This window comes from Pantoea sp. EKM103V (assembly GCF_011800365.1).
GTDB classification, from domain to species: Bacteria; Pseudomonadota; Gammaproteobacteria; order Enterobacterales; family Enterobacteriaceae; genus Pantoea; species Pantoea anthophila.
Genome location: NZ_JAALFQ010000015.1, coordinates 42,784 through 67,286 on the forward strand (window position 1 = coordinate 42,784; position 24,503 = coordinate 67,286).

Genomic DNA, 24,503 nt, shown 5'->3' on the forward strand with positions numbered 1-24,503 from the left:
ATCAGGTTGAGGCGCCAAACAGCGCATGGAGATGCAGGCTGGCGTCGTCATAATCGCTGCGCTCAAAGATGCCCTGTTGCAGGAAAGCTTCCATCTGCGGATAGAGCCGGATGGCTTTATCCAGCATCGGGTCGCTGCCGGCGGCATAGGCGCCCACGCTGACCAGATCGCGGTTACGCTGGAAGCTGGAGAGCAACTGCTTGAACTGGCGCACCTGGGCATAGTGGTTCTCATCGATCAGCGAGGTCATCGCACGACTGATCGACGCTTCAATATCAATGGCCGGATAGTGACCCGCTTCACCGAGCCGGCGCGACAGCACGATATGGCCGTCGAGAATCGCACGCGCGGAGTCGGCAATCGGGTCCTGCTGATCGTCACCTTCGGTCAGGACGGTATAGAACGCGGTGATGGAACCGCCGCCGTCGATACCGTTACCGGCACGCTCAACCAGCGCAGGCAGTTTGGCGAACACGGAAGGCGGATAGCCTTTGGTTGCCGGGGGTTCACCGATCGCCAGGGCAATTTCACGCTGCGCCATGGCGTAGCGGGTCAGGGAGTCCATAATCAGCAGCACATGCTTGCCGCGGTCGCGAAAATCTTCCGCGATACGGGTTGCGTAGGCGGCACCCTGCATACGCAGCAGCGGTGAAACGTCTGCCGGGGCGGCGATGACCACCGAACGGGCGCGGCCTTCAGCCCCGAGAATGTTCTCGATAAAATCTTTAACTTCGCGACCACGTTCGCCAATCAGGCCAACCACGATCACGTCCGCTTTGGTGTAGCGCGCCATCATGCCAAGCAGCACGCTTTTACCCACGCCTGAACCGGCAAACAGGCCCATACGCTGCCCGCGACCCACCGTCAGCAGGGCATTAATGGCACGCACGCCAGTATCCAGTACGTCGGTAATCGGCGTACGCTGCAGCGGGTTAAAAGGCGGCGTGATCAGCGGGGCGCGATAGCCGGTATCCGGTGATGGCAGACCATCCAGCGGCCGGCCACTGCCGTCAAGGACGCGGCCCAGCAGTTCGGGGCCCAGCATCAGCTGTTTGCCCGCCTGCGGATTGTCGCCGCTCTGGCGCGCATAGACCCGCGCACCGGGTAAAATGCCGTCCACCTCTTCCAGTGGCATCATCAGCAGCTTCTGACCGTTGAATCCCACCACTTCGCTTTCGATTTCGCTGATGTTTTTGCCATCGTTGCGTTCGATGATGCAGGTTGCGCCCAGCGGCAGCTGTAAGCCTGTGGCTTCCAGCACCAGGCCGGTCGCGCGGGTCAGACGGCCATAACGGCGTACCGGCTGCACCTGGGAAATGCGTTTTTCAAAGGCGTCCAGCGAGCCCAGCCAGCGGTTCAGACGGGTGGTCATCAGATTTCTCCCGGTGCGGCGAGGCGGCAGAGTTCCTGCCAGCGTGTCGCGACGCTGGCATCCAGATCGCCATCTTCCGCGCTGAGTTTGCAGCCGCCAGGGTGCAGGGTGCTGTCAGCGATCAGCCGCCAGCCGTGCAGATCCAGCGTCGGACCCAGGGTCTGTTCAATGCGCTGCAGATCGTCAGGGTGGACGCGCAGCTGAGGTTTGCCGCTGAACATTGGTTCCTGTTGCAGTAAACCCTGAATCTGACGCAGCAGGGCGGTGCCATCCACCGTGGTGGCCTGGCCAATCACCGAGCGCGCGGCTTCCAGCGCCAGCTGCATCAGGCGGGCAGCGATGACGCTGTCCAGCGACTCCAGCGTGTTCTGAAACTCGGTGACCAGCTGGGACATCCGCGCCTGCAGAGGGGCCTGCTGCTGCTGAGCATCGGCCAGACCCTGCTGAAAACCGGCATCGTAGCCCGCTTTCTGGCCTTCGGTGACGCCCTGCTGAAAGCCTTCGTTGTAACCCTGGCCCTGCGCCTCTTTGCGCATCTGCTGCTGCAGACGTTCAAGCTGCTGCTGCTGCTCATCAACGCCGTCGTCAGATTCAGCGATCTCCGGCAGTGCCTCCGGTTCAGGCTCATCAAAACGACCCAGATCGGTAGGCTGCCACAGCTGCCACGGGCGGGCAGAAAATGCATCAGACATAGGTTTCCTCGCCACCACCAATCACCATCTCGCCAGATTCGGCCAGGCGGCGAACAATCAGCAGGATTGCTTTCTGTTCGTTCTCTACAGCAGACATCCGCACCGGACCGCGGTTGGCCAGATCGTCGCGCAGAATGTCGGCCGCACGGGCTGACATGTTTTTGAGGAACTTCTCGCGCAGCGGCTGTTCGGCCCCTTTCAATGCCACCAGCAGCTGCTCGGACTCCACTTCCTGCAACAGGCGCTGGATGCTGCGGTCGTCCACTTCCACCAGGTTTTCGAACAGGAACATCTCGTCGATAATTTTCTGCGCCAGCTCGCCATCGAAGTCGCGAACGGCTTCGATAACCGCCTCTTCCTGCTGGGTTTTCATCAGGTTGATGATCTCGGCTGCGGTTCTCACGCCGCCCATCTTCGCGCGCTTGAGGTTGGTGCCATCCAGCAGGCCGTTCAGCACTTCGGTCAGTTCGGCCAGCGCGGCAGGCTGCACCCCACCAAAGGTCGCGATACGCAGCATCACATCGTGGCGCAGACGCTCGTCGAACAGCGCCAGAATATCGGCCGCCTGACCCCGTTTGAGGTGAACCAGGATGGTGGCGATGATCTGAGGATGCTCGTCGCGGATAAGGTCGGCAGCGGCCTGCGGCTCCATAAAGTTGAGCGTTTCCATCCCGCTGGTGGTTTCCCGCGTTTCGAGAATATCTTCCAGCAGACTGGCGGCACGCTCCTCGCCCAGCGCACGGGTCAGCACCGAGCGCAGGTATTCGTTGGAGTTCAGGCTCAGCGCCGCAAACTGCTCGGCATCGGTTTCGAACTCACGCAGTATTTCGGTCAGCTGCTTGTGTGACACCTGACGCATGCTGGCCATCGCGGCGCTGAGGTGCTGCACTTCGCGCTGGTTCAGATGTTTAAACACTTCCGCGGCGCGCTCTTCGCCAATGGTCATCATCAGGATGGCGCTTTTTTCAGTTCCGGTCAGACTCATAGCTCTTTACTCATCCATTCGCGAATCACCAGCGCAACAACGCGCGGATCGTTTTCTGACATGTCGCGGATGCGTTGACTCATCACTTCTGCGCTCATGCGGTTGTTAGACTTACGTTCCTGCTCCAGCTCATCTTTGCTGAGCTGCACACTAAAGGCTTCCTCTTCTTCCTGCTGCGTGGCGCGGGCGGCAACGGCTTCGGCGGCGGCTTTCTCGGCAGCCTGCTTACGCACCAGATGCGGACGCACCATCTTGCGGTAGAGAATGAAGGCCACCAGTGCAATCAACAGCCATTTACCCGCACTCATCAGCTGATCAAAGAAGGACTGCTGCTGCCAGAAGGGCAGGTCGGTGCTCACCGGCTCAGTCGAGTTGAACTGCGAGTTCACCACGTTGATGCTGTCGCCACGCGTCTGGGAGTAACCCATCGCTTCACGGGTCAGATCTTCAATCTGCTTCAGCTGCGCTTCATTCAGCGCGACCGTTTTGCCTTTGTCATCGGTACGGAAGTTCACCACCACCGCAACGGAAAGCCGCTGTACGTCACCCACGTTGAGTTTGGTATGACGAATGGTGCGGTCGAGCTCGTAGTTCACCGTGTCGTCACGACGTGAGTTGGTCGGCGTCGCGCTGGCTGTGGCCGTGCTGGTGGTCTGGCCGGCGTTGTTCTGTCCGTTAGCATTCTGACCATTGGCGTTCTGGCCATTGGCCGCATTGTTATTTGGCGTTGTGACCGGCGCAGAGTTAGCTGGCGCAGGCTGGTTAGAGAGTGCGCCCGGCACGCCACCTGGATACGGGCTGCCCGACTGATCGCTGGTGCTGGTCTGACGCGAGCGGATCGCCGTATTCGACGGATTCGCGTTAGGCTGATATTTCTCGTCAGTCTGCTCGCTGGTATCGAAGTTAATCTGCGCGGTGACCTGTGCATGCACGTTGCCCTGGCCCACGATAGGGTTCAGGATCGCTTCAATACGTTGCTGATAACGCGCTTCCACTTCAGAGGCATATTTCAGCTGTGCATCATTCAGATCGCGCCCAACTGAGTCGGAGCGGGTCAGCAGGCGACCGGTCTGATCAACGACCGTCACGTTGCCCGGCGGTAAACCGGCGACGCTGCTGGAGACCATATGGACGATGGCCTGAATCTGGCCTTCATCGAGCGCACGGCCAGGCTGCAGCGTTAAGGTGACAGAGGCAGACGGGGCTTTCTGCTCACGCACGAACAGGGTCGGTTTTGGCATCGCCAGATGGACACGGGCGCTTTTGACCGGGCCGAGTGATTCGATCGTGCGGGCCAGTTCGCCTTCCAGCGCGCGCTGATAGTTAACCTGCTCGCTGAACTGGCTGATGCCGAACTTCTCTTTATCGAGCAGTTCAAATCCCACCGAGCCGCCTTTCGGCAGACCCTGCTGAGCCAGACGCAGACGCAGCTCGTGCACGTTAGCCTCAGGCACCATCAGTGCGCCGCCGTTTTCAGCGAAGCGATAGGGGATGTTCATCTGCGTCAGCTGCGTGACGATAGCCCCGCCATCTTCATCAGAGAGGTTGTTGTAAAGCACGCTGTAGCTGGGCTGTTTTGCCCACAGCACCATCGCGATGACGATCGCGATAACGGCGGCGGCGGCGACGATAAGAGGAATACGCGGATTGGCGCGCAGGCGAGCGAGCAGGTCACCGAAGCCTTTCTTTTCTTGATCTGGTGTGGCGGCTGTACTCGCATTCATGACCGATTCCTGCCTGACGTAATTGACCGGGTAAGTTGAGATGGCAAAACAGACTCCCTGACCTGCGTAGATAAAATTTCCACTTCAATGCCAGGCATTATTAGGTGATAAGCAAAATTCGATGCGTGGATAAGGTAGGTTTTTTGCTGTCATTTAGCGCCTTTGTCTCATTGACAACGTGTTAACTTTTGCCCACAGAAAAAATCCCACCCTCTTTTATAAGGTATCGTTCATGTCTATTCAGGCTATTGACGGCGTACTCCAGCAGCTTCAGGTCACCTCACTGCAGGCCAGCAACCGCAGCAGTGAAGCCACAAATCAGATCGACTTTGGTGCAACCATGAAGGCCGCACTGGATAAGATCAGCGAAACGCAGACGACCGCCCGCACCCAGGCGCAGGATTTTGAGATGGGGAAACCCGGCGTGGCGCTGAATGATGTGATGGTCGATCTCCAGAAATCCTCTATCTCCATGCAGATGGGGATTCAGGTCAGGAACAAGCTGGTCTCGGCGTACAGCGAGATTATGAATATGCAGGTGTAGCAAAGCTGAACCGGCTGGACGGGTAAAAACAGCGTGTGAAGGTTGAGGTCGCGTAACGGACCTCCCTCCCGAGTCTGCACAGAAGGGTGGCGCTGAGAACAGTGGCATCAGCAATCGCGCCATCCTTCGCTATACTCCTTCACATCCCGGGCGGCGAGGGAGGAAACGCGCTTTCTCCTGTATCGCTGCTCTCTTTCCCTTCGCTCCAGCAGGACGCCAGCATTATGAATAAAAGAGTCACCCTGATAGCCTGTCTGTTCGCCATGTCAGCCCCCGCCTTCTCTGCCACGCAGTGCGGGCCGTTCTACCTGAAAGCGGATAAGAATCACTGGTTCTCCGTCAATGGCGAACGTGCGAAAACGCAGAAAGTGACGTTCAGTAAGGAGAAGGGGGATTACGAAAACGCAACGGTAAAGCTGCGGGCCAAAAACGCCCGGGCGCCGGGTATGGTTGATTTAGAGCAGACAACGCGCGCGGGGAAAGCAGAGCTCAGGGCTGAAATCGTCCGAACCAGCCAGAATCAGATTCGGATACGCGGTTCGTACGATTGCGTACAGGCGGAGTAAGCCAGGCTGCCCTGGCCGCCTCTGTCAGCGTGTCGCCGCTTCCGGTGATCAGCATCGGACCAGGGGAGGCCATGATTCACTGCCTGCGTGCAAACGCCGTGGTCATGGCCAGGCTATCAGACTATCGTGATGTCCGGCACGCTGTGACCATATCTGAAATCGCGGCCTGAACGTCATACGCCTTCGGGTCAGCGTAGAAGGTGGCACTGGTCTGATTGCGGCTAAATCTGTCAATCTCGACCCACGCGATCGTTTCGCCATCCTGTTCAAGATTAAATCTTTTTGTTCCTCCCGGCAGCGGATCATCCTGAGCCAAGTAAAGCTGCTGATTCTGTGCCGCCTCACTCAGGCAGGACTCAAGCTGCCAGGGATGCCCGTCAAAATAAACCATTTTTACCTGAGGATGCAGTCCGACGCGTCCCATGTCCACGCATCCGCTCAGCAGAATCAGGCTCAGGGCAATAACGCTTTTTTTCATTCCATATACTCTCATCGTTGCTGACGCTCTGCGTCGTGACAAAGAAAACGGCTCCCTGTCATTCCGGACAGATAATAGCGAATTACACAATGATAATTCGGCTGCATCACGATGTTCGTGTGCTGTTAAGGCGTCGTAAAAGAGAAGAGGGGAAAGCGGGCAGCGCATCAGACCCGTCAATCTTCAGCGGTCAATTACAGTGAGGAGGGCGACAGAGAGCGTGACAGACCAGCGCGCCCGGAGGACGCGCCTCACAGGAGTTACTGCGCTTTGAAAGGATCTTTTTTATCATCCTGGCTGTCATCATTTTTGCGCGGCACTTCCCCGTGATCTTTTGGGGCATCCGTCGCAGGGTGATCATCTTCCTCATAAGCGTTGCCCACGTGCGGCGCTGCTTCCGGCAGACTCTTGCTCACATCACCTTCATGCTTACGTTCTTCGTTCGTTTTATGCTTAAACATCATTCGCTCCTTTTGGTTCCCAGTGCTGTAAGTCTAGACCAGCGCTGAGATCTCGCCTCCGGCCCTGTCAGAGACATCGACGTGAAAGGATCTCTCTTCACTGCGGGTAACGCCAGCACCAGGCTGCCAGTGACTTCGATTAAAAAATTCGATTGAACTGATTAATAAAAGGAATATAGTGAGCTGCGTTACCAGGAGATAGAGATTATGTTACGAGATCATTTAAAGATTGAAGCGGAAGACCAGTTAATCGAGCAGCGGTCGCTGAGCCTGCGAAATCGGGGTCAGGAAGAGGTCACGGAGTGGATTATTGTTAACCGCGAAGGGGTTAAAAAGGGCGGCGTCACGCTGTTCGATAAACTCACAACCCGCCGCTCATGGCCGGTCAGCTACCGGATTATGCAGACCGACCTGCAGGGTAATGTGGTTGTCGATCGGCTGACCGACGCACTCTGATTTCCCGACATATTGCCACTTCGGTTAAATGCAGAACCGATAACCCGCACCCGGCGGGTTTTTTTATGGCTGACGAAAGCGGCGCAGTTCGACCAGCGTGCCAATCAGCTTCAGGTTATCGCGCCGGGAGTGCAGCTCAGGGAAATTGATATTGACCGGCGCGAGTTCAAACTGCGTGACACCCTCTTCACTGCCTCGCTGACGCCAGGTTCGCAGCAGGGCGACCTGTTGCTGTAGCGCCAGCACGCTGTCGCCCGGCTGCGGTGACAGGATGGGATCGATAATCACCACATCATCGCGCAGAATCGCCGGTGCCATCGACTGATCCTCTACCCGAAAGGCAAAACTCTGCTGAGACAGCGCCATATCGTTATGCATCAGACGATCCTGCCGGACAGAACCGGCATCACTCAGCCATTGCGCCACATCGCGCTGCGCCAGCAAAGGAATCTGGTGCAGCCCGGCCCAGGCGCTTTCGCTGAAAACAGGACCATCACCCTCTATCAGAAAGGCCGGTGCGCAGCCCAGTGCTTCAGAGAGCCGGAGCAGGTTTTCGCCACGCGGCAGAGTCTCCTCTTTTTCCCATTGCGAAACGGCCACATGGGACACGTTTACCTGCTGCGCCAGCTGCTTCTGCGTTAACTGCAGTGACTTGCGTTGGAGTCGGATGCGATCACCCAGGGTTTCGTTTTTCATCTGCTTGACTTTTTGGTTAAGAGTGACTTAAGTATACTTAAACCTGGTATTTAAGCAATCTTAAATTCGTGGGGGAAAAAGGTGGCTGTTAAGCATGCCGTGAGTTCCAGAGACCTTACCGGAAAAAGGGGTGTGGCATGGAAAGTAGTCTGATTACCAGTATGGGTGCGTTAGTTCTGGGTGGGGGCGCCGCAGCACTTTTCTGGAAACCGTTGTTGGCGGGTATCGCCTCAATCGTGACCAGTAATCGGGCAGGCGGCGAAATTATTACCAGTTACAAAGAGCAGGTGGTGTTGCTGAAAGAGAGCAATGCGCTGATACGGGAGGAGAATGATGAGTTACGCGAACGGCACGACAGAAATCTGCGGCGTATTGCCACGCTTGAAACCGATCTCCGGTTAATCAAAAACGCAGTGGGTATTTTACTGGCAATGACCGAAACCGATCAGAACGATAAGTTTCGTAATGAAATTGATCGGCTTATCTCAACTCTGGAGGATCGCAGCGATGACACCGATAAATAGTCCTTTGACCGTTCTGACATACCGGCGAAAAGTGATTCTTGGCGGGATTCTGCTGAGCTGTTCGATGATCTGCATTCTGATGACCATCATTTTTCTCTATGTCAGCAACACCGCAAATAAACGGGTGGAGGAGATCCGGGCGGATTACCGGGTGATCGCCGCCCGCCGTGAGGACAAAGTCGATCTGCTCACGGATCAGGTTGCGGCGTTGCAGCATAAGCTTGATGCGCTGCCCGATCGCACAGCAGATAAAACGGTCAATAAAGTCAAAGAGGTGGTGAAAGAGGGCGATTTACCTTCGGCCGAAACGGGGCAATAGCCGTAACTTCCGATTATTCCTAGGGCGGCTTCGCTATTATCGACTACGTTTAAATCTCCGGGCGACATTTTCTATCTTAAATGCAGGCCCGCTGATTGGCTGGTTGATGAACCGCAAAGCCTAATCACTTTGGAAAACTGACCAGAAGGAAAATTAGCATGAGCGATTCGACCGAAACCAAGACCAAAAACGATTATCTGCGTGACGTAGCGTCGCAGCTGAAAGAGATGCGCCACTATGCGCAGACCAACACTGAAACCCTCTCCAGCCACTGGTTAGCCTTTGATGCCGGTGAATATAAAGACAAGACCAACGCTGACCGAATCGATGCGTTGCTCAACAAACAGGGTAAGCTGCTGGACGACCTGGATGCCGCCATTCAGGATATTGAGATTGAAATTAATCACAGTGAGCAGGAGAGCTGATTCCTCTCCCGCTAACTGATGTGGTGGCCGATCAGGGATTAATCGGCCACCAGCCACATTTCCGCTTCGTCAAACATCTCTTCCACGATACGCGCAACCGTCGCTTTATCGTTCTTACTCAAATCTGTGTCAATCGCATTACGCTCCATCGGCTTAACCTTAACTTCAATGTCAGGAAAGACCCGATGCACCCGCTTTTCCAGCTCCTCAAGAATCATCTCGCGAGCACCCGGTAAACCGGCAACGTTGCGCTTGTCATAAATCAATTCAACAAACATGATGGCAATCCATTCAGGGCAAAATCGCTGATCTATAATACTGTAAATAAAAACAGTAGCAAGGTTGCGCGCCGGTTTTGACGCAAATTTTTATGCCGTCCGGGCCGCCATCTTCAGCTGGAAAAATGCGCGCGCATCGCGACATAATGGCGGCTTACTCTTCAGGAGGCCTGCGCGATGCGACAACTGGTAATCGATATTCTGCTTAAGCTGGCGAAAATGGATGTGGATGCGAAAGAGCTGACCGCTCAGATTGAAGCCCAGTCGCTGCTGGTTGCGGCGCTGCTGGTACAGGCAAAACAGGATAACTCCCTGACCATTACCGAAACCGTACAGGATGCGATTGTCACCGCCTCCCGCTCTTCAGCCGAATTTATGCAGTCCGATGTTGATTTGCTGCTGACCCACATTAATCGTCTGCTGGCCGTGGCCAGTTATGTTGAGGTGAAGGGCAGGACCCCCTGAACGCGCGGGCAGGGTGAAACTGACCTCTGAAGAAGATTAACCGGCACGCGTCTTCAGAGGTCGCCTCAATCAGAGTTCGTTTTTAATGCAGAACTCTTCCCAGCTCATCCCCAGTGACGCAGCATGCGATTTGAGATAAGCCTCGATAGCTTCAGCCGCCACCGCTTTATCCGGCTCAGCGAGCTGGATAGAAAAAATCATGCCATCCAGATTCTTCTGACGCAGGAAGGCTGCATAGATACGTTCAGCATGCCATTCGCGCAGCTCTCGCAGTGAGAGATTGGCCGCGCGGGCATCGCTCTCAGTCAGTTCATCAAGGGCAGCCTGAAAGTCCGGGTGGGCGGTAAAAAACATCTCGCGTGCCTGCGCGTAGTAGGCTTCTGGGGTTTTCATCATTCTGTTCCTGAAAGTCTGTTGCAGCGCGCCAGTGTAACGGGTTGTCTTACGGTTGTCAGGCACCGTCGCGCCGGAATGTCGCGGCGGGGGCCGCCCGCAGACGGCCGCGCCGGGAACGCCAGGTAACGGATAAGGTGAGAAATGGGCTGCAATCCGGGGGAAGCAGCAGCCCGAACCGTCAGATATCTTGCGCAGCGCGGGGAAAAAATTATAACGTAGCCGCCATTAACGCGATTTTAGGGATTAAACATGAAAAAGTGGATGCTGATTGCGGCGCTGGCACTGGGTGGCTGTGCGCAAATCAACGATTATGAAAATGCGGTGCAGACCCCGGCACCTGCCGATTTGCAGGGCAACTGGCAAACCGTCGGACCGCAGAGCGGTCTGATCAGCAGCCAGGCGACAGGCAGCATCATTATTAATGCGGATGGCAGCACGCTGGATTGCCGTCAGTGGCAGCGGGTGATCGCCAAGCCCGGCAAGCTGACCCGACTGAATGGCGACTACGTTAACGTGACGCGTCAGCTGCGTGTGATGCCGCTGGATGTCGACAATGGCGAGCTTAGCTACGATGGCCTGACGCTGCGAAAAGTGGCCCGTCCGACGGTTGAGTGTCAGCAGGCGCTGGAGGAGATGGCAAAGCAACCTAAAGCCACGGTGATCCAGAATATCGAACCCCAGTTACTGCGTACATCGATTACCGAGCACAACGCTCAGTCATAACGCCAGCTGTAAAAGAGCCCCGGCAGGGCAGAGCCATCCTGATGCTCTGACTGCCGGGGCTTCATACTGAGGTCAGCAAAAAATCAGTCCGCCACTACCCAGACGCTGACGCTGCCGCCGTTGCAGGCAAACACTGCGGTGCCGTGCTCATCGGCGGTGATTGTCTCTTCACGGTTACCCAGATAGTCGCGCCACACCTTACCGGCAAAGCCTTCACCCATGGGCACGCTTTTCTCACCCGCATCACCGTTTGACATAATCACCACGCAACCCGGCTGGGTTTCCGTGCCGCTGCGGCTGAAGGCGACACAGTTGGGATGATCAAAGTAGTCGGTCTGAACACCCCAGCCATACTGCTGCCGCGCCCGGATCAGGCCTTCGAGTTCCGGGATCACCGGCATCTCAATCTTGTGCGTTTCACCGTCGCCACCCTCATCTTCGTACGTCGCGCCGAACAGGTCAGGATAGAAAACGGTTGGCACGCCCTGTTCACGCAGCAGGATCAGGGCATAGGCCAGCGGTTTGAACCAGGCTTCAACCGGCGCCTCAAGTGACTGCAGCGGCTGAGTATCGTGGTTCGCCACGATAGTCACGGCGTGCCACGGGTCAGCGACCACCAGAGAATTGGCAAAAATCTGGCTCATATCGTAGGCACTGCCTGCGGTTGACGCCTGATGGAAGTTCATATGCAGCGGGGCATCAAACAGCATGGTCTTGCCCTCCACCTGATGCACATACTCCTGCAGCTTCTCCGTTTCAAACGACCAGTATTCAGCGACGATAAACATCGGCTCTTCGGCCACCTCCTGAATATGGTCGATCCACTCCTTGTAGAACCACGCCGGGATATGTTTTACCGCATCCAGTCGGAAACCGGTGCAGGGAACCTGTTCCATGACCCAGCGCGCCCAGTATTTCAGCTCCTCTCTGACCGCATTGTTTCGGAAATCGATGTTGGCCCCCATCAGATAATCGAAATTACCCAGCTCGTTATCCACCTGGTCGTTCCAGCCTTCCGCGGTGTAATCGTTAATGATTTTAAACACACCGTTTTCGTCCGGATTTTCGATGTGGTCTACGCCGCTGAAACATTTGTGATCCCAGATGAATTTCGAATACTCCCCGGCGCGCGCCGGAAAGGTGAATTTGGTCCAGGCTTCACACTCGACGACCTCATCGTCAATTTCATCGCGGTTATCCGGATTGACGCGGTTAACGCTGATCGCCTCTTTCTCGTCCGCGCCCATTTTGTGGTTCACCACCACATCGAGCAGCACCCCGATGTTATGGCTGCGCAGCGCCTCTGTAGCGGCCAGTAATTGCTGTTTGTCGCCATATTTGGTGGCAACCCCGCCTTTCTGATCGAATTCCCCAAGGTCAAAAAGATCATAGCTGTCGTAACCGACAGAATAACCACCCGAACCCCCTTTGTAACACGGTGGTAACCATGCCATCGTAATGCCAGTTTCGCTGAGCCAGGCCGCGCGATCGGCGATTTCAGGCCACAGTTTGCTGCCATCCGGGTAATACCAATGGAAAAACTGTAATAACGTTGGGTTTTGCATGTACCGCTCTCCAGGGGGGATGATGAAAATCAAGTATGGAGTAAGCGGCAGAAAAGAGACGCCGCGCAGAAAAATAAATCTGGCGGCGTGGTAGAGCAGGGGATCAGGAGAGGGTTTCGCGGGGCACCATCACCACACCGCCCTGGTTACCATAGGCGGACATGACAGATTTCTGGCGACTGCTCTGACCCACCAGCGCGGCCAGCTCATCCATCCGCGCCTGCAGCAGACGTTTCACTTCACTTTCGTTATCCAGGATATGCCGCAACACCGGGCGCAGCTGCTCCTGCGTCTGCGCCGACGGCGAGGCCTTATCTGTCGACTGGGCTAAATTCTGCACCGCGCTGACATACTCCATCTCCCTGCTGATCAATTCATCCCATTCGCCCTGTGCTGCGTGACGCAGCATACCCTGGCTGAGATCGAGTAACTGTTGGTAAACGGCAATCAGATGCGGTGCAGTAGTCATTAAACGGCGTCCTGAATCAGGTTAGATTGAACCACTTCTTTCCACGCGTCCGCGATGTTGCGCAGCAGGCCTTCGACCTCCCCGACCGCTTCAACATCGTTGTGCAGGTTGGCCTGCAGCAGGCGACGCGTCATGTAGTTGTAAAGATCCAGCAGGTTATCTGCCAGTTCGTCACCACTGTTTTCAGCAAGCCCCTCTTTCAGGCCAGCTTCGATAATATTGATAGCTTTAGAAATTGAGGTGCCTTTACCTTCAATATTGCCATCCTGCATAAACAGACGGGCGCGGATCAGCGCGCTCAGTGCGCCGTCGAACAGCATCACGACCAGCTGCTGCTGGCTGGCGCTCATCACGGCGCTTTCGACGCCAATTTTTGCATAGGCTTTGGTGCCTGTAGCGGTGTACATGGTCACTCCTATGATTTATCAGAAGAACTTGACGTATCGAACTGCTGCGTCAGATAAGAACTGGTTGAGTTAAGTTTACTGATAGCCAGATCCAGCTGAGTAAACTGCGTTTTATAGCGTGCGATATCCGCGTCGATGCGGTCGCTGGTGGTGTTGTAAAGGGCGGTCAGGTTTTTCAGCGTCTTACTCACGCCATCTGTAGCAGACTGAACGATTCCTGTGGATGAGAGCCATCCGGTAACGCTAGTCGCAATTTTGGTGGTAATGCCGGTGGTCTTACCGTCACCCACAATCATCTCTTTGACGCCTGCAGCGTCTTTATCCAGTGCGGCACTCACCTTGGTGGAATCAATGACCAGAGAGCCGGTTTGAGGATCGGTGGTAATGCCAATCTGCCCCAGAGATTTATAGGCAGATGTGCTCTGCGCATTGGTCAGCATGCTCTTCAGCTGAGTCTCAATGGTCCGCAGGGTACTGTCACCCAGCAGGGCGCCATTGCTGGAGTCCTGCGAATCGGTGTTGGTATCCACCTGGGTGTATTTGGTCAGGGTATTGAACTGATCCAGTAACGTATTGTAAGCATCAACCCAGCTGCTGATGGCACTGGAGGCTTTGGACGTATCCTTGGCGATAGTCAGCGTCTGGGCGCCAGTGGTCTGCGCGGTAAGATTCAGGGTAATCCCTTCCAGCGCATCGCTGATCTGGTTGCTGCTGTTCTCAATTGCAACGTTGTTAACGGTCAGCTGGGCATTCTGCGCCGGGACGCTTTGCGTCATCGCATTGCTGCTGGCGGAAGCATCATAGCCCACGATCCCCTGTAGCGTGTCATCACCGGTCACGGCAATCTTCGTCACCGCATTGTCGCTACCGGTTTTGTTGGCGCTCATAGAGAGGCGGAAACTGCCATCTGACACCTTGATAATTGTCGCGGTGACGCCGGCATCTGCGCCGTTAATCGCGTCACGCATGCCGGTCAGCGAAGTCTGATCGCTGCTCAGCGTCACGCTTTTGCTGGTGCCATCTTTTAAGGTGATAGCAATGCTGCGGCTGGATGCGGAGCTGTCGCCCAGTGCAGCGGTGTTGCTGCTCTGCACTGCTGATGTCAGCACCTGCGCTTGCGCCAGCTGGGTAACACTGATGGAGTATTTACCCGCCACGGTGCTGCCAGAGGTCGTGGCGCTGAATGCCGTTGAGCTGCTAGTCGCGGTGGTCGCGGTAAACAGGTCGGCACTGTTCAGCTTGGTGTTGGCAGTCTGGAAGGTCGTCAATGCGCTCTTCATAGTAGCGTAGGCACTGAGCTTGGCAGTATAAGCAGACTGCTGTGTTGAAATCGGTTTAAGCGCCGCTTTTTCAGCGGTCTGCAGGTTATCAAGCATGGTACTGAGTGGCAGGCCGGAACCCACACCGAGATTGCTAAAACTAGCCATGGTTCTTCCTTTATAAGGTCGACAGGGAAAGTGAATAGCTGGGTTATCGGCCTTGAATGCGGAAAGTTTAAAGGTATTTGCCTTAGGGTTATGAGTTAAATAAGGACTATAGAGAAGGGTAATTCAGCGGCTAGAAAATTAATGAATCAGGCCTAAAGAAGTCGGAAAGGGTGGCGATAACCTCAAACGTGACAGGCAGAAGCAAAAAATTTCGCCTGGTACTAAAAAAATTCTAAAGGTTGTTTGACGACAGACGATAACAACTTTGACGGCGCTGAAGCCGGCGGGTTGAAGCCCACACCTTAACCGAAAGACTTGATTAACAGGAAAATTTATCATGGCCCAAGTCATTAACACCAACAGCCTCTCGCTGATCACTCAGAACAACATCAACAAGAACCAGTCAGCTCTGTCTACTTCAATGGAGCGTCTGTCTTCTGGTTTACGTATCAACAGCGCGAAAGATGACGCTGCTGGTCAGGCGATTGCCAACCGTTTCACCTCTAACATCAAAGGTCTGACTCAGGCTGCCCGTAACGCCAACGACGGTATCTCTGCTGCGCAGACTACTGAAGGCGCGCTGTCAGAAATCAACAACAACTTACAGCGTGTTCGTGAACTGACCGTACAGGCTCAGAACGGCACTAACTCTGATTCTGACCTCTCTTCAATCCAGGACGAAATCAAATCCCGTCTGGACGAGATTGACCGCGTTTCTGGTCAGACTCAGTTCAACGGCGTGAACGTACTGGCTAAAGACGGCAAAATGTCTATCCAGGTTGGTTCTAACGACGGTCAGACTATCGACATCGACCTGAAGAAAATCGACTCTTCAACTCTGGGTCTGTCAGGTCTGTCAGTAGAGAAAAATTCACTGAGCATCAGTGAGCCGATTACTCAAATTAACGGTGCTGCTAATGCTGCTCCGGTTAAAGTGGACTTGAGCAGTGCAGCAGCAGATTTGAAAGTCGACGCTGGCTCCCTGACTCTGAGCAACGTGCTGAATAAAGATGGTACTGCTTCAGCTAACTATGTAGTTAAATCAGGCAGTGATACTTACGCGGCTTCCGTTGACCGTGATTCCGGTAAAGTTATCCTGAACAAAGCTGATGTCGAATATACTGATCCTGACAATGGTTTGACTACAGCTGCAACCCAGGCTGGTCAGCTCGTTAAAGTTTCAGCTGACAAAGATGGCAATGCTACAGCTTATGTTACCTTCCAGGGCAAAAACTACGCTGCTAACGCAGCATCAAAAGTAGATACCGGGGATGATAGCGCTGCGAACCAAACTACTGCAGCTACCACTAATAAAGTTACTATTGCTTTAAGTGGCGCAAGCAAGACTGCTGAATTTACTGGTGCAGCGACAAATGATCCTCTTGCCATGCTGGACAAAGCTATCGCTTCTGTTGATAACTTCCGTTCAAGCCTGGGTGCGGTACAGAACCGTCTGAACTCAGCGGTCACTAACCTGAACAACACCACCACCAACCTGTCTGCAGCACAGTCTCGCATTCAGGATGCTGACTACGCGACTGAAGTGTCAAACATGTCTAAAGCGCAGATCGTTCAGCAGGCTGGTAACTCCGTGCTGGGCAAAGCGAACCAGGTTCCACAGCAGGTTCTGTCTCTGCTGCAGGGCTAATCGCTTCTGTCAAAATTCAAAACCCTGCTTCGGCAGGGTTTTTTTTTATCTTTTTCTCCTGCGCCGGGCTGAAAGCCAAAGAATGCGCTGAGCCTGAAGTCGCCTCTGCCGGTACTTTATTACCCCACAACTTCCCCCGCCCGTTACAGTTCCCGCCACGCTTGCCGATAACTCTTCACAGAACACTATAACTTTCGATGTTAACTTTTGTGGAGTGTCTATGCGCTTCAACTATGACCTGCTGCCGGGTGAGCGGCTGACGTTTGAAGAGATTGCCCGGCGTTATGCCCAGCAATACCCTGATGAAAAAGAGCTGACGGCACGTGCACTGCTGAGTCCCTCAACCGGGTTGCGAACCCTGAAGATACGCGCGGTCTTCGCCCAGGAAGAGAGCAACAGCCCGCTGGAGGATCTGCTGTTTATCTCCAGTGATAACGAGCGCAAGAATTACCTGCGCCGCTTCGAGCACTATCTGAAGCAGAATCTCTCTTTCCTCTATTTCCGCCGCAGCGAGAACGAAAAGCGCGACAACCTGTGGAAAGTGATGGGCAGCAGTCAGGTTTTTGCCATGATCGATCCGCAATCTGCCACGGCGGAGAATCTGCTACAGAGTCGCGGCTATAAACTGGTGATGATGCATCAGGATGAGAATGAGGCCTACTGGCAGCTCTTTAACCCACAGGCGAACCCCTGTTTTCCGCAGTCGCAGACTATCCAGTTTATCGTGGTGCTGAGTACGCCAGAGCACAAGGTGCCTGCGGCGGTGATGCCGGGGACGGAAGTCGGACGACGCGTCAAGGCGCGGGTGCTGCAGCGGGCCAGCCAGGCGGAGTTTATCGCCGGTGTAAAAGCCCGCTACGGTGCCTGTGTCATGACCGGCACAGAGCTGACCGAACGGTATAGCTGGCCCTGGGTCGAAGCCTGCCATATCGACACCCAGGAGAGCGACGACGGGCTGGTGGCGGACAACAGTATTGATAACGGCCTGTTTTTACGCAGTGATTTGCAGCGGTTGTTTATTAACCGATTGATTAGCATTGATGGTGAGTCGGGACAGATCACCGTGCATCCCGGCGAGGATGCACAACAACATATTTCGCCCTGGTATCAGGAGCTGGATGGCCGGATTTGCAGCCTGTGGGCTGCGGTGCCACCCGCCACACGGCAACGGCTGCGCGCCCGTCGATAATCCCTGCTGAAGAGTGCAGAGGGATCTGCATTCTGAGGTAACAAAAGTGAAATAGCCTCGTTTTACCCCGCCTATTCCTCCAATCGAAAACGCTACAGAATTGGATAATCATGCCGATAACATCATTAACGCAGGGTAGTCAACGTGAACGATTTCTATACCGCCGAAGGCGTGATGGACAAGCATTCGCTCTGGCAGCGCTACGTGCCGCTGGTGCGCCATGAAGCGCTGCGTCTGCAGGTTCGCCTGCCGGCCAGCGTTGAACTTGACGATTTGCTGCAGGCCGGGGGGATAGGGCTGTTGAATGCCGTAGAGCGTTATGACGCGCTACAGGGAACAGCCTTTACCACCTACGCCGTGCAGCGTATTCGTGGCGCAATGCTCGACGAGCTTCGCAGTCGGGACTGGGCACCGCGCAGCGTGCGCCGCAACGCGCGTGAGGTGGCCGGAGCGATGCACAAGGTAGAACAGTCGCTGGGGCGTTCCGCCTCCGAGCAGGAGGTGGCGCAGCAGCTGAACGTTTCCATGGAGGAGTACCGGCAGATCCTGCTGGACACCAACAACAGTCAACTTTTCTCCTACGACGAGTATCGGGAAGAGCACGGCGACAGTGCGGAGCTGGTGACGGAAGGCCATGAGGAGGCTAATCCGCTTCATCAGTTGCTTGAAGGGAGTCTGCGTGAGCGCGTCATTGAAGCGATCGAAGCGTTACCCGATCGTGAAAAGATGGTGCTGACACTGTACTACCAGGAAGAACTGAACCTGAAAGAGATTGGCGCGGTGCTTGATGTGGGTGAATCCCGCGTCAGTCAGCTGCACAGTCAGGCGATCAAACGCCTGCGGGCCCGGCTTACGGGAGCGCGCTAGCAGTATCAGTTCCTGGCGATTCAAAAATATAAGAAACCGGGGACTCAGTAATGGGAGCCAAGACCAAGGCCAGACCGTTAAGTCGTTATCTTAAAGACTATAAACACAGCCAGAGCAACTGTTCGCATTGTGGCAAGGTATTAGATCGAATGGCGCTCGTTTTTCGTGGTCAGATCATCAATAAAGAGGCCATCGCTCGGATGGACCAGATGATTGATGAACAACTGTGGCTGAAACTTCAGCCAGAGCTGACCGCGCTCTGTCGCTTCTGCAGCGATATTTTTTGCAATACTCATCCGAATTATTTCGACATTATGGCGTTCAAACAGTACCTGTTTGAACAGACAGAAATGAGCCCCAGCACGATTCGTGAATATGTGGTGCGGCTGCGTCGGCTGGATGAGATGCTCAAAGCCAAAAATTTCCCCGCCGACAGGCTTAAGGGAGAGAGCTGGCATCAGTGTCTGGAAAGCGATCTGCCGGATGCCGGAAATAATAATTACCGCATCGCGCTGCGCAAGTACGATCAATTCTTAGGCTGGCAGCAGGGGTAACCCTGGTCTGCACCGAGGGCTCCCCCGCGTGCCTGCGGCACGTTACTCTGTTATCCGCCTGCCGGGTAACGGAGAAGGGGGGAGCACGGCGCCGCTTCCTCACCGCATCGACGGTCACCTGAATCAGAGTGATCCTTTGCGCATCTTCTGCAACACTGTAAGGATAATTTGAATGCCCGAACGGAGGCAGCATTGTCTTTACATCTGTTACACCAATTCCCGCGTCTTGAACTGCTGGGCGCCCCGACACCGTTAGAACACCTGCCACGCCTCTCCGACTATCTGGGTCGCGATATTTTCATCAAACGTGATGACTTCACGCCAGTGGCGATGGGCGGCAACAAGCTGCGTAAACTCGAATTCCTGGCGGCCGATGCGCTGCGCGAAGGGGCGGATGTGCTGCTGACGGCGGGCGCGATCCAGTCCAACCATGTGCGCCAGACCGCGGCCGTGGCAGCCCGCCTCGGCCTGAAGTGCGTGGCACTGCTGGAAAACCCGATTGGTACCCACGCTGAAAACTACCTGAGCAACGGCAACCGCCTGCTGCTGGATCTGATGGATGCGGAGGTGATCGCCGTGGATGCGCTGCATAATCCCGCCGAACAGCTGGCTGAACAGGCTACACGTCTGGAAGCGCAGGGATTCCGTCCTTATATCGTTCCGGTCGGCGGCTCAAATGCGCTGGGTGCGCTAGGCTATGTGGAGTGCGCCCAGGAGATTGCACATCAGAGCGAAGGCGTGGTGGATTTTGCCGCCGTCGTGGTGGCATCAGGCAGCGCGGGCACCCATGCGGGGCTGGCGGTCGGCCTGGAGCAGCTGCTGCCGGAAACCGAGCTGGTGGGCGTCACCGTTTCACGTCAGACCGACGCGCAGTTGCCGCTGGTTGAGCGGCTGCGTCAGTCGCTGGCAGCCTCACTGGAGGTGCAGGCAACGGCCCCGATCACGCTGTGGGATGAGTATTTTGCGCCCCGCTATGGTGAGCCAAATGAAGAGGGCATGGAGGCGGTGAAACTGCTGGCAAGGCTGGAAGGCATTTTGCTGGACCCGGTCTATACCGGTAAGGCGATGGCCGGCCTGATTGATGGCATCAGTCAGAACCGCTTCCGTCGCGAAGGCCCGTTGCTGTTTATTCATACTGGCGGCGCGCCCGCGTTATTTGCTTATCATCCTTCGATCTGAGACAAGCGAATAAAACAGTTTATACTCCGGGCGTTATCATTCTGGACTGGCAGCGACTCGCCGTGCTGCCCTTATAAAAACACACACACAATACTGTCAAAAATGGGGTAAATATGTCCTTTTCTCGTGCAGGTCGTCAGATGGTGATGGGCGTTATGGCCGTGGCGCTGATTGCGGGCGTCAACGTTAAAACCTTTGCAGCGGAAAATCTGCTGAACAAGATTAAAGAGCGCGGCACGCTGTTGGTGGGTCTGGAAGGCACCTATCCGCCGTTCAGCTTCCAGGATGAGCAGGGCAAGCTGACCGGTTTTGAAGTGGAATTTGCGCAGCAGCTGGCACAGCACATGGGTGTTAAAGCGAGTCTGAAACCGACCAAATGGGATGGCATGCTGGCTTCCCTCGACGCAAAGCGCATCGATGTGGTGATTAACCAGGTGACCATTTCCGATGAGCGTAAGAAGAAGTATGACTTCTCTACGCCTTACACCATCTCCGGTATTCAGGCGCTGACCATGAAGGCGAACGCCAGCACCATCAGCAAACCGGCTGATCTGGCGGGTAAAAAGGTTGGCGTGGGTCTCGGCACTAACTACGAGCAGTGGCTGCGTGAGAACGTGAAGGGCGTGGACGTGCGTACCTATGATGATGACCCGACTAAATATCAGGATCTGCGCTCAGGTCGTCTGAATGCCATTCTGGTTGACCGTCTGGCGGCGCTGGATCTGGTGAAGAAAACCGGCGATACCATGGCGGTAGCGGGTGACGCTTTCTCCCGTCAGGAAGCGGGCGTTGCCGTGCGTAAAGGCAACGACGATCTGCTGAAGGCGATCGACCAGGCCATTGCTGATATGCAGAAAGATGGCTCGCTGAGCAAGCTGTCTCAGAAATGGTTTGGCGCGGACGTGACGAAATAATGCAGGAAAGCCTTCAACTGGTGCTGGATTCAGCACCTTTTTTATTAAAGGGCGCGCTGTTCACGCTGCAGCTCAGCATCGGCGGGATGTTCTTCGGCCTGCTGCTGGGCTTTCTGCTGGCGCTGATGCGGCTGTCTCACTTCTGGCCGTTTCGCGTGCTGTCGCGTATCTATGTCTCGATTTTTCGCGGCACCCCGCTGATCGCCCAGCTGTTTATGATTTACTACGGCCTGCCACAGTTTGGCATTGAGCTGGACCCGATCCCCTCGGCGATGATTGGTCTCTCGCTCAACACCGCGGCTTACGCCTCGGAGTCCCTGCGTGGCGCCATCGCTGCGATTGAGCGCGGACAGTGGGAGGCGGCGGCGAGTATCGGCATGACGCGCTGGCAAACCCTGCGCCGGGTTATCCTGCCGCAGGCGGCGCGCACCGCACTGCCACCGCTGGGCAACAGCTTTATCAGCCTGGTAAAAGATACCTCGCTGGCCGCGACCATCCAGGTGCCGGAGCTGTTCCGTCAGGCGCAGCTGATCACCTCGCGGACACTGGAAGTCTTTACCATGTATCTGGCGGCTTCGCTGATCTACTGGGTGATGGCCACGGTGTTGTCTGCGTTGCAGAGTCGTCTGGAACAGCATGTTAACCGTCAGGATTCGGAGTCGAAATGAGTGCCATCGAAGTCAGAAAGCTGGTGAAATCATTTAATGGCCAGACGGTGCTGCACGACATCGATCTTGATGTGGCCGCCGGTGAAGTGGTGGCGATTATCGGCCCCAGCGGCTCAGGTAAAACCACGCTGCTGCGCAGTATTAACCTGCTGGAAGTGCCGGACAGCGGCACTATCCGGGTCGGCGAGATTACGGTGGATGCCGCGCTGGCGCAGAGCAAACAGAAAGAGCAGGTGCGTCGTCTGCGTCAGCAGGTTGGTTTTGTCTTCCAGAACTTCAATCTGTTTCCCCACCGTTCGGTGCTGGAGAACATTATTGAAGGACCGGTGATCGTAAAAGGCGAAGCGAAGGCGGAGGCCGTCGCCCGCGCCCGCACGCTGCTGGAGAAGGTCGGCCTGCACGGCAAAGAGGGAAGCTATCCGCGCCGTCTGTCGGGTGGACAGCAGCAGCGTGTGGCCATTGCGCGTGCGCTGGCGATGCGACCGGAGGTGATCCTGTTCGATGAACCCACCTCGGCGCTGGATCCGGAGCTGGTGGGGGAGGTGCTCAGCACCATCCGCGCACTGGCCGAAGAGAAACGCACCATGGTGATCGTCACGCATGAGATGAGCTTTGCACGCGACGTGGCAGATCGCGCCATCTTTATGGATCAGGGGCGCATTGTGGAGCAGGGCGACGCGAAAGCGTTGTTCAGTAACCCGCAGCAGCCGCGTACCCGCCAGTTCCTCGACAAGTTCCTCAGTCAGTAATTCAGTGGCCTTCTCCGGAAGGCCGCATTGCTTTTTACTCCTCTCTGTTTAATCCGGAATAGCGCGCTGTCATGCTATTTCGGGTCGCCGTACCATAATGCGCTGATAAGCGGTTAAACCTTTTGCCACATCTGACAAATCTTTTCTTTTCATCAACGGCTGACTGGTTTTTATTTCTTCCGCTTTCTCTTATTTACCCCGTCAGCATTATTAAAGATTATTTTCCTTTAATTCATCACCGCGGATGATATCGGGCGAAGAGCAGGGAAAATCAATAAGTGTAAGGAAACGTTCTGCTAAGTAAATAACGGTAACGTCAGGGCCAGATAATGGGTTTTAGGAGTTTCGCTACATTCAATGCGGCATCAATGGCGAATAATCGCTGGATAATCATAAAAGCCACAGAGATTTCCTCGCTTTCCTTTTCCGCATTCTGACCTACGCAGCAGGAGTCAATTAATGAACCAGACGAAATCAGACCAGATATTGTGGGTAGACACCCTGAAGGGTGCCTGCATATTGCTGGTGGTCCTGTACCACACCGTGTTACCCGGTTTTGAAGGGACAATAAAATACCTCTCCGCCGGATGGGTCCCGGCCGAAATATGGATACAGTTTAATACGGTTCTGTCACCCTTACGGATGCCAGCCTTTTTCTTTGTTTCGGGACTGCTGGCCGCCAACGGTATTCTGAACCGGCCCTGGAAACAGGTATTTACCAGTCGTATTACCAATCTTTTTTATCTCTATATTCTGTGGGGCTTTATTCAGTGGTGGTCCATTATTGGTATCTCCACGGAAATTACCGGGCAGCGTATTTCACAGAACCTGAATGCTGCGTATGCCGGTTCGCTGTTTGAGTTTCTCAAGCTGACCTTTATGGCGATGAGTACCTCCTGGTATCTCTATGGCTTAGGACTCTATTTCCTCTGCGCTAAAATTTTCCGTGAATATAAGCTGGCCCTGGTGGCGGTGGCTATCCTGCTTAATTATCTGGCGGTCGAGAAAGTGATCCCGTTCTGGGGACCACAGAGCCTGGCCCAGTATTTCCTGTTCTTCCTGTTAGGCGCGTTCTGGAGCCAGACCATGCTGCGTCTGAGTGAATGGCGCCGTGAGAACGTCATGCCCTGGGCGATACTGGCCGCCGTGGCGGGTATCCATGTGATCTTCGGTCTGGATAAGAGTCTGTTCCTGTGTGTGCTGGCGGTGTTGTTCAGCATTGCGGCCTGTCGCTGGCTGAATCAGCATTTCAGCATGCGTTATCTCAACTGGGTGGGCCGCAATACCCTGCAGATTTATGTGATTCACCGCATCTTTATCGAGTTCTTTGGTATGTCTGCGATCCTCTTCGCGCAGCGGCATCAACTGTTTGAACAGGCGTGGTTTTCATTTTTCTGGGCCTGTTTCTATCCGGTGGTGATCGTGGCGCTCTGCTCGCTCTGTTCCGTGGCGATCTGGTCGCTGACCAACCGCGGGGTGGGGCAGTCGCTGTTTCTGTTTCCGACGCTGCTTAAGCGGCAGCGGAATGCGGTTTCACAGTAAAAGGGGAGCGTTTGGCGGCGGGAGTGATTACCTGGCGGTGGGCTGGCTCTGAGAGGGTTTCGCCTGTCGGGGGGAGGGAGTAATTACCCGGCGGTGGGCTGGCTCTGAGAGGATTTCGCCCGCCAGGCGTGAGGGAGTTTCAGTCTGCCCGTGCAGGCGGACGCGTCAAGGGGCGGACGCCCGCCCCTTAACAATCCCGGCGTCCGGCAGCCTCCGCGCCC

Annotated in this window: 30 protein-coding genes; 17 read left to right on the forward strand and 13 right to left on the reverse strand. The window is 55.3% G+C overall.

The window, feature by feature from the left end:
* Position 1: 1 nt before the first annotated feature.
* Genes fliI through fliF form a run of 4 tightly spaced genes read right to left on the reverse strand, consistent with a single transcriptional unit; the run spans position 2 to position 4,773 of the window.
* Positions 2–1,372 (reverse strand): flagellar protein export ATPase FliI, encoded by a 1,371-nt coding sequence (gene fliI, locus HFD97_RS20470; RefSeq protein WP_009089558.1) that lies wholly within the window; start codon positions 1,370–1,372, stop codon positions 2–4.
* Complete coding sequence (gene fliH, locus HFD97_RS20475; RefSeq protein ID WP_046102078.1) at positions 1,372–2,064, reverse strand: flagellar assembly protein FliH; 693 nt, start codon at positions 2,062–2,064, stop codon at positions 1,372–1,374. Before fliH ends, fliI begins: the two co-directional genes overlap by 1 nt.
* Positions 2,057–3,049 carry a flagellar motor switch protein FliG gene (fliG, locus tag HFD97_RS20480; protein ID WP_009089561.1) on the reverse strand — a complete coding sequence of 331 codons (993 nt, stop codon included), beginning with the start codon at positions 3,047–3,049 and terminating at the stop codon, positions 2,057–2,059. The genes fliH and fliG overlap by 8 nt, the downstream gene beginning before the upstream one ends.
* Positions 3,046–4,773, reverse strand: coding sequence for a flagellar basal-body MS-ring/collar protein FliF (fliF, locus tag HFD97_RS20485; RefSeq protein ID WP_150029823.1), 1,728 nt, complete (start codon positions 4,771–4,773; stop codon positions 3,046–3,048). Before fliF ends, fliG begins: the two co-directional genes overlap by 4 nt.
* Before the next feature lie 232 nt (positions 4,774–5,005).
* Between fliF and fliE the strand changes: the two genes are divergently transcribed.
* Entirely contained in the window at positions 5,006–5,317 is a 312-nt protein-coding gene (fliE, locus tag HFD97_RS20490) for a flagellar hook-basal body complex protein FliE (RefSeq protein WP_009089566.1), read from the forward strand.
* Between the two features lie 224 nt (positions 5,318–5,541).
* On the forward strand, positions 5,542–5,883 hold the full coding sequence (locus HFD97_RS20495) for a hypothetical protein (protein WP_154927800.1): 342 nt from the start codon (positions 5,542–5,544) through the stop codon (positions 5,881–5,883).
* Between the two features lie 121 nt (positions 5,884–6,004).
* Here HFD97_RS20495 and HFD97_RS20500 read toward each other — a convergent pair whose 3' ends face one another.
* Positions 6,005–6,361: a hypothetical protein gene (locus HFD97_RS20500; protein WP_167431525.1), complete on the reverse strand. Its 357-nt coding sequence runs from the start codon at positions 6,359–6,361 to the stop codon at positions 6,005–6,007.
* A 260-nt stretch (positions 6,362–6,621) separates the two neighbouring features.
* A complete protein-coding gene (locus tag HFD97_RS20505) occupies positions 6,622–6,822 on the reverse strand; it encodes a hypothetical protein (protein ID WP_046102075.1) in 201 nt (66 codons plus the stop codon).
* A 207-nt stretch (positions 6,823–7,029) separates the two neighbouring features.
* Between HFD97_RS20505 and HFD97_RS20510 the strand changes: the two genes are divergently transcribed.
* A complete protein-coding gene (locus tag HFD97_RS20510; protein ID WP_046102074.1) occupies positions 7,030–7,278 on the forward strand; it encodes a hypothetical protein in 249 nt (82 codons plus the stop codon).
* Positions 7,279–7,341: 63 nt separating this feature from the next.
* Here the strand turns inward: HFD97_RS20510 and HFD97_RS20515 are convergent, their stop codons facing one another.
* Positions 7,342–7,974, reverse strand: a complete 633-nt coding sequence (locus HFD97_RS20515) for a helix-turn-helix domain-containing protein (protein ID WP_167431526.1) — start codon at positions 7,972–7,974, stop codon at positions 7,342–7,344.
* A gap of 137 nt (positions 7,975–8,111) precedes the next feature.
* Between HFD97_RS20515 and HFD97_RS20520 the strand changes: the two genes are divergently transcribed.
* From HFD97_RS20520 to HFD97_RS20530, 3 genes are all read left to right on the forward strand, one after another.
* A complete protein-coding gene (locus HFD97_RS20520) occupies positions 8,112–8,498 on the forward strand; it encodes a hypothetical protein (protein ID WP_009089595.1) in 387 nt (128 codons plus the stop codon).
* Positions 8,482–8,817, forward strand: coding sequence for a hypothetical protein (locus HFD97_RS20525; RefSeq protein WP_033736205.1), 336 nt, complete (start codon positions 8,482–8,484; stop codon positions 8,815–8,817). The genes HFD97_RS20520 and HFD97_RS20525 overlap by 17 nt, the downstream gene beginning before the upstream one ends.
* Positions 8,818–8,975: 158 nt before the next feature.
* Positions 8,976–9,242 carry a hypothetical protein gene (locus tag HFD97_RS20530; protein WP_009089598.1) on the forward strand — a complete coding sequence of 89 codons (267 nt, stop codon included), beginning with the start codon at positions 8,976–8,978 and terminating at the stop codon, positions 9,240–9,242.
* A 38-nt stretch (positions 9,243–9,280) separates the two neighbouring features.
* Here HFD97_RS20530 and HFD97_RS20535 read toward each other — a convergent pair whose 3' ends face one another.
* Positions 9,281–9,520, reverse strand: a complete 240-nt coding sequence (locus tag HFD97_RS20535; RefSeq protein ID WP_009089600.1) for a DinI-like family protein — start codon at positions 9,518–9,520, stop codon at positions 9,281–9,283.
* 177 nt (positions 9,521–9,697) lie between these two features.
* Between HFD97_RS20535 and iraP the strand changes: the two genes are divergently transcribed.
* A complete protein-coding gene (gene iraP, locus HFD97_RS20540) occupies positions 9,698–9,985 on the forward strand; it encodes an anti-adapter protein IraP (protein ID WP_009089602.1) in 288 nt (95 codons plus the stop codon).
* A gap of 69 nt (positions 9,986–10,054) precedes the next feature.
* On the opposite strand, the gene HFD97_RS20545 is transcribed toward iraP, so the two are convergent.
* Positions 10,055–10,378, reverse strand: a complete 324-nt coding sequence (locus HFD97_RS20545) for a DUF6388 family protein (RefSeq protein ID WP_009089604.1) — start codon at positions 10,376–10,378, stop codon at positions 10,055–10,057.
* A 252-nt stretch (positions 10,379–10,630) separates the two neighbouring features.
* On the opposite strand from HFD97_RS20545, the gene yedD reads away from it, so the two are divergent.
* Positions 10,631–11,104: a lipoprotein YedD gene (gene yedD / locus HFD97_RS20550; protein WP_058958303.1), complete on the forward strand. Its 474-nt coding sequence runs from the start codon at positions 10,631–10,633 to the stop codon at positions 11,102–11,104.
* Positions 11,105–11,187: 83 nt separating this feature from the next.
* Here the strand turns inward: yedD and amyA are convergent, their stop codons facing one another.
* From amyA to fliD, 4 genes are all read right to left on the reverse strand, one after another.
* A complete protein-coding gene (gene amyA, locus HFD97_RS20555) occupies positions 11,188–12,669 on the reverse strand; it encodes an alpha-amylase (protein ID WP_167431527.1) in 1,482 nt (493 codons plus the stop codon).
* Between the two features lie 103 nt (positions 12,670–12,772).
* Entirely contained in the window at positions 12,773–13,138 is a 366-nt protein-coding gene (gene fliT, locus HFD97_RS20560; RefSeq protein WP_009089609.1) for a flagella biosynthesis regulatory protein FliT, read from the reverse strand.
* Positions 13,138–13,545, reverse strand: a complete 408-nt coding sequence (gene fliS, locus HFD97_RS20565; protein ID WP_009089611.1) for a flagellar export chaperone FliS — start codon at positions 13,543–13,545, stop codon at positions 13,138–13,140. The genes fliT and fliS overlap by 1 nt, the downstream gene beginning before the upstream one ends.
* 8 nt (positions 13,546–13,553) lie before the next feature.
* The gene (gene fliD, locus HFD97_RS20570) at positions 13,554–14,972 is read right to left on the reverse strand and encodes a flagellar filament capping protein FliD (RefSeq protein WP_111208688.1); all 1,419 of its coding nucleotides are present in this window, start codon (positions 14,970–14,972) and stop codon (positions 13,554–13,556) included.
* Between the two features lie 337 nt (positions 14,973–15,309).
* Between fliD and HFD97_RS20575 the strand changes: the two genes are divergently transcribed.
* The 9 genes from HFD97_RS20575 (at position 15,310) to HFD97_RS20615 (ending at position 24,282) form a co-directional block, all read left to right on the forward strand.
* Positions 15,310–16,620, forward strand: coding sequence for a FliC/FljB family flagellin (locus HFD97_RS20575; RefSeq protein ID WP_167431528.1), 1,311 nt, complete (start codon positions 15,310–15,312; stop codon positions 16,618–16,620).
* A 220-nt stretch (positions 16,621–16,840) separates the two neighbouring features.
* The gene (locus tag HFD97_RS20580) at positions 16,841–17,809 is read left to right on the forward strand and encodes an HNH endonuclease signature motif containing protein (RefSeq protein ID WP_167431529.1); all 969 of its coding nucleotides are present in this window, start codon (positions 16,841–16,843) and stop codon (positions 17,807–17,809) included.
* A gap of 144 nt (positions 17,810–17,953) precedes the next feature.
* Complete coding sequence (locus tag HFD97_RS20585) at positions 17,954–18,676, forward strand: RNA polymerase sigma factor FliA (RefSeq protein ID WP_058958307.1); 723 nt, start codon at positions 17,954–17,956, stop codon at positions 18,674–18,676.
* A gap of 50 nt (positions 18,677–18,726) precedes the next feature.
* Complete coding sequence (gene fliZ / locus HFD97_RS20590) at positions 18,727–19,230, forward strand: flagella biosynthesis regulatory protein FliZ (protein WP_009089624.1); 504 nt, start codon at positions 18,727–18,729, stop codon at positions 19,228–19,230.
* Positions 19,231–19,422: 192 nt separating this feature from the next.
* The gene (locus HFD97_RS20595) at positions 19,423–20,409 is read left to right on the forward strand and encodes a D-cysteine desulfhydrase (protein WP_140028899.1); all 987 of its coding nucleotides are present in this window, start codon (positions 19,423–19,425) and stop codon (positions 20,407–20,409) included.
* Positions 20,410–20,522: 113 nt separating this feature from the next.
* Positions 20,523–21,323, forward strand: a complete 801-nt coding sequence (gene tcyJ, locus HFD97_RS20600; protein ID WP_009089627.1) for a cystine ABC transporter substrate-binding protein — start codon at positions 20,523–20,525, stop codon at positions 21,321–21,323.
* Positions 21,323–21,991: a cystine ABC transporter permease gene (tcyL, locus tag HFD97_RS20605; RefSeq protein ID WP_009089629.1), complete on the forward strand. Its 669-nt coding sequence runs from the start codon at positions 21,323–21,325 to the stop codon at positions 21,989–21,991. The genes tcyJ and tcyL overlap by 1 nt, the downstream gene beginning before the upstream one ends.
* Positions 21,988–22,740, forward strand: coding sequence for an L-cystine ABC transporter ATP-binding protein TcyN (tcyN, locus tag HFD97_RS20610; protein WP_009089631.1), 753 nt, complete (start codon positions 21,988–21,990; stop codon positions 22,738–22,740). The genes tcyL and tcyN overlap by 4 nt, the downstream gene beginning before the upstream one ends.
* A gap of 459 nt (positions 22,741–23,199) precedes the next feature.
* Entirely contained in the window at positions 23,200–24,282 is a 1,083-nt protein-coding gene (locus HFD97_RS20615) for an acyltransferase family protein (RefSeq protein WP_167431530.1), read from the forward strand.
* The last annotated feature ends 221 nt before the right edge of the window (positions 24,283–24,503 follow it).

Coding starts and splice junctions, on each gene's coding strand:
- fliI (WP_009089558.1), bottom strand. CDS start 1,372: ATGACCACCCGTCTGAACCGCTGGCTGGGCTCGCTGGACGCCTTTGAA.
- fliH (WP_046102078.1), bottom strand. CDS start 2,064: ATGTCTGATGCATTTTCTGCCCGCCCGTGGCAGCTGTGGCAGCCTACC.
- fliG (WP_009089561.1), bottom strand. CDS start 3,049: ATGAGTCTGACCGGAACTGAAAAAAGCGCCATCCTGATGATGACCATT.
- fliF (WP_150029823.1), bottom strand. CDS start 4,773: ATGAATGCGAGTACAGCCGCCACACCAGATCAAGAAAAGAAAGGCTTC.
- fliE (WP_009089566.1), top strand. CDS start 5,006: ATGTCTATTCAGGCTATTGACGGCGTACTCCAGCAGCTTCAGGTCACC.
- HFD97_RS20495 (WP_154927800.1), top strand. CDS start 5,542: ATGAATAAAAGAGTCACCCTGATAGCCTGTCTGTTCGCCATGTCAGCC.
- HFD97_RS20500 (WP_167431525.1), bottom strand. CDS start 6,361: ATGAAAAAAAGCGTTATTGCCCTGAGCCTGATTCTGCTGAGCGGATGC.
- HFD97_RS20505 (WP_046102075.1), bottom strand. CDS start 6,822: ATGTTTAAGCATAAAACGAACGAAGAACGTAAGCATGAAGGTGATGTG.
- HFD97_RS20510 (WP_046102074.1), top strand. CDS start 7,030: ATGTTACGAGATCATTTAAAGATTGAAGCGGAAGACCAGTTAATCGAG.
- HFD97_RS20515 (WP_167431526.1), bottom strand. CDS start 7,974: ATGAAAAACGAAACCCTGGGTGATCGCATCCGACTCCAACGCAAGTCA.
- HFD97_RS20520 (WP_009089595.1), top strand. CDS start 8,112: ATGGAAAGTAGTCTGATTACCAGTATGGGTGCGTTAGTTCTGGGTGGG.
- HFD97_RS20525 (WP_033736205.1), top strand. CDS start 8,482: ATGACACCGATAAATAGTCCTTTGACCGTTCTGACATACCGGCGAAAA.
- HFD97_RS20530 (WP_009089598.1), top strand. CDS start 8,976: ATGAGCGATTCGACCGAAACCAAGACCAAAAACGATTATCTGCGTGAC.
- HFD97_RS20535 (WP_009089600.1), bottom strand. CDS start 9,520: ATGTTTGTTGAATTGATTTATGACAAGCGCAACGTTGCCGGTTTACCG.
- iraP (WP_009089602.1), top strand. CDS start 9,698: ATGCGACAACTGGTAATCGATATTCTGCTTAAGCTGGCGAAAATGGAT.
- HFD97_RS20545 (WP_009089604.1), bottom strand. CDS start 10,378: ATGAAAACCCCAGAAGCCTACTACGCGCAGGCACGCGAGATGTTTTTT.
- yedD (WP_058958303.1), top strand. CDS start 10,631: ATGAAAAAGTGGATGCTGATTGCGGCGCTGGCACTGGGTGGCTGTGCG.
- amyA (WP_167431527.1), bottom strand. CDS start 12,669: ATGCAAAACCCAACGTTATTACAGTTTTTCCATTGGTATTACCCGGAT.
- fliT (WP_009089609.1), bottom strand. CDS start 13,138: ATGACTACTGCACCGCATCTGATTGCCGTTTACCAACAGTTACTCGAT.
- fliS (WP_009089611.1), bottom strand. CDS start 13,545: ATGTACACCGCTACAGGCACCAAAGCCTATGCAAAAATTGGCGTCGAA.
- fliD (WP_111208688.1), bottom strand. CDS start 14,972: ATGGCTAGTTTTAGCAATCTCGGTGTGGGTTCCGGCCTGCCACTCAGT.
- HFD97_RS20575 (WP_167431528.1), top strand. CDS start 15,310: ATGGCCCAAGTCATTAACACCAACAGCCTCTCGCTGATCACTCAGAAC.
- HFD97_RS20580 (WP_167431529.1), top strand. CDS start 16,841: ATGCGCTTCAACTATGACCTGCTGCCGGGTGAGCGGCTGACGTTTGAA.
- fliZ (WP_009089624.1), top strand. CDS start 18,727: ATGGGAGCCAAGACCAAGGCCAGACCGTTAAGTCGTTATCTTAAAGAC.
- tcyJ (WP_009089627.1), top strand. CDS start 20,523: ATGTCCTTTTCTCGTGCAGGTCGTCAGATGGTGATGGGCGTTATGGCC.
- tcyL (WP_009089629.1), top strand. CDS start 21,323: ATGCAGGAAAGCCTTCAACTGGTGCTGGATTCAGCACCTTTTTTATTA.
- tcyN (WP_009089631.1), top strand. CDS start 21,988: ATGAGTGCCATCGAAGTCAGAAAGCTGGTGAAATCATTTAATGGCCAG.
- HFD97_RS20615 (WP_167431530.1), top strand. CDS start 23,200: ATGAACCAGACGAAATCAGACCAGATATTGTGGGTAGACACCCTGAAG.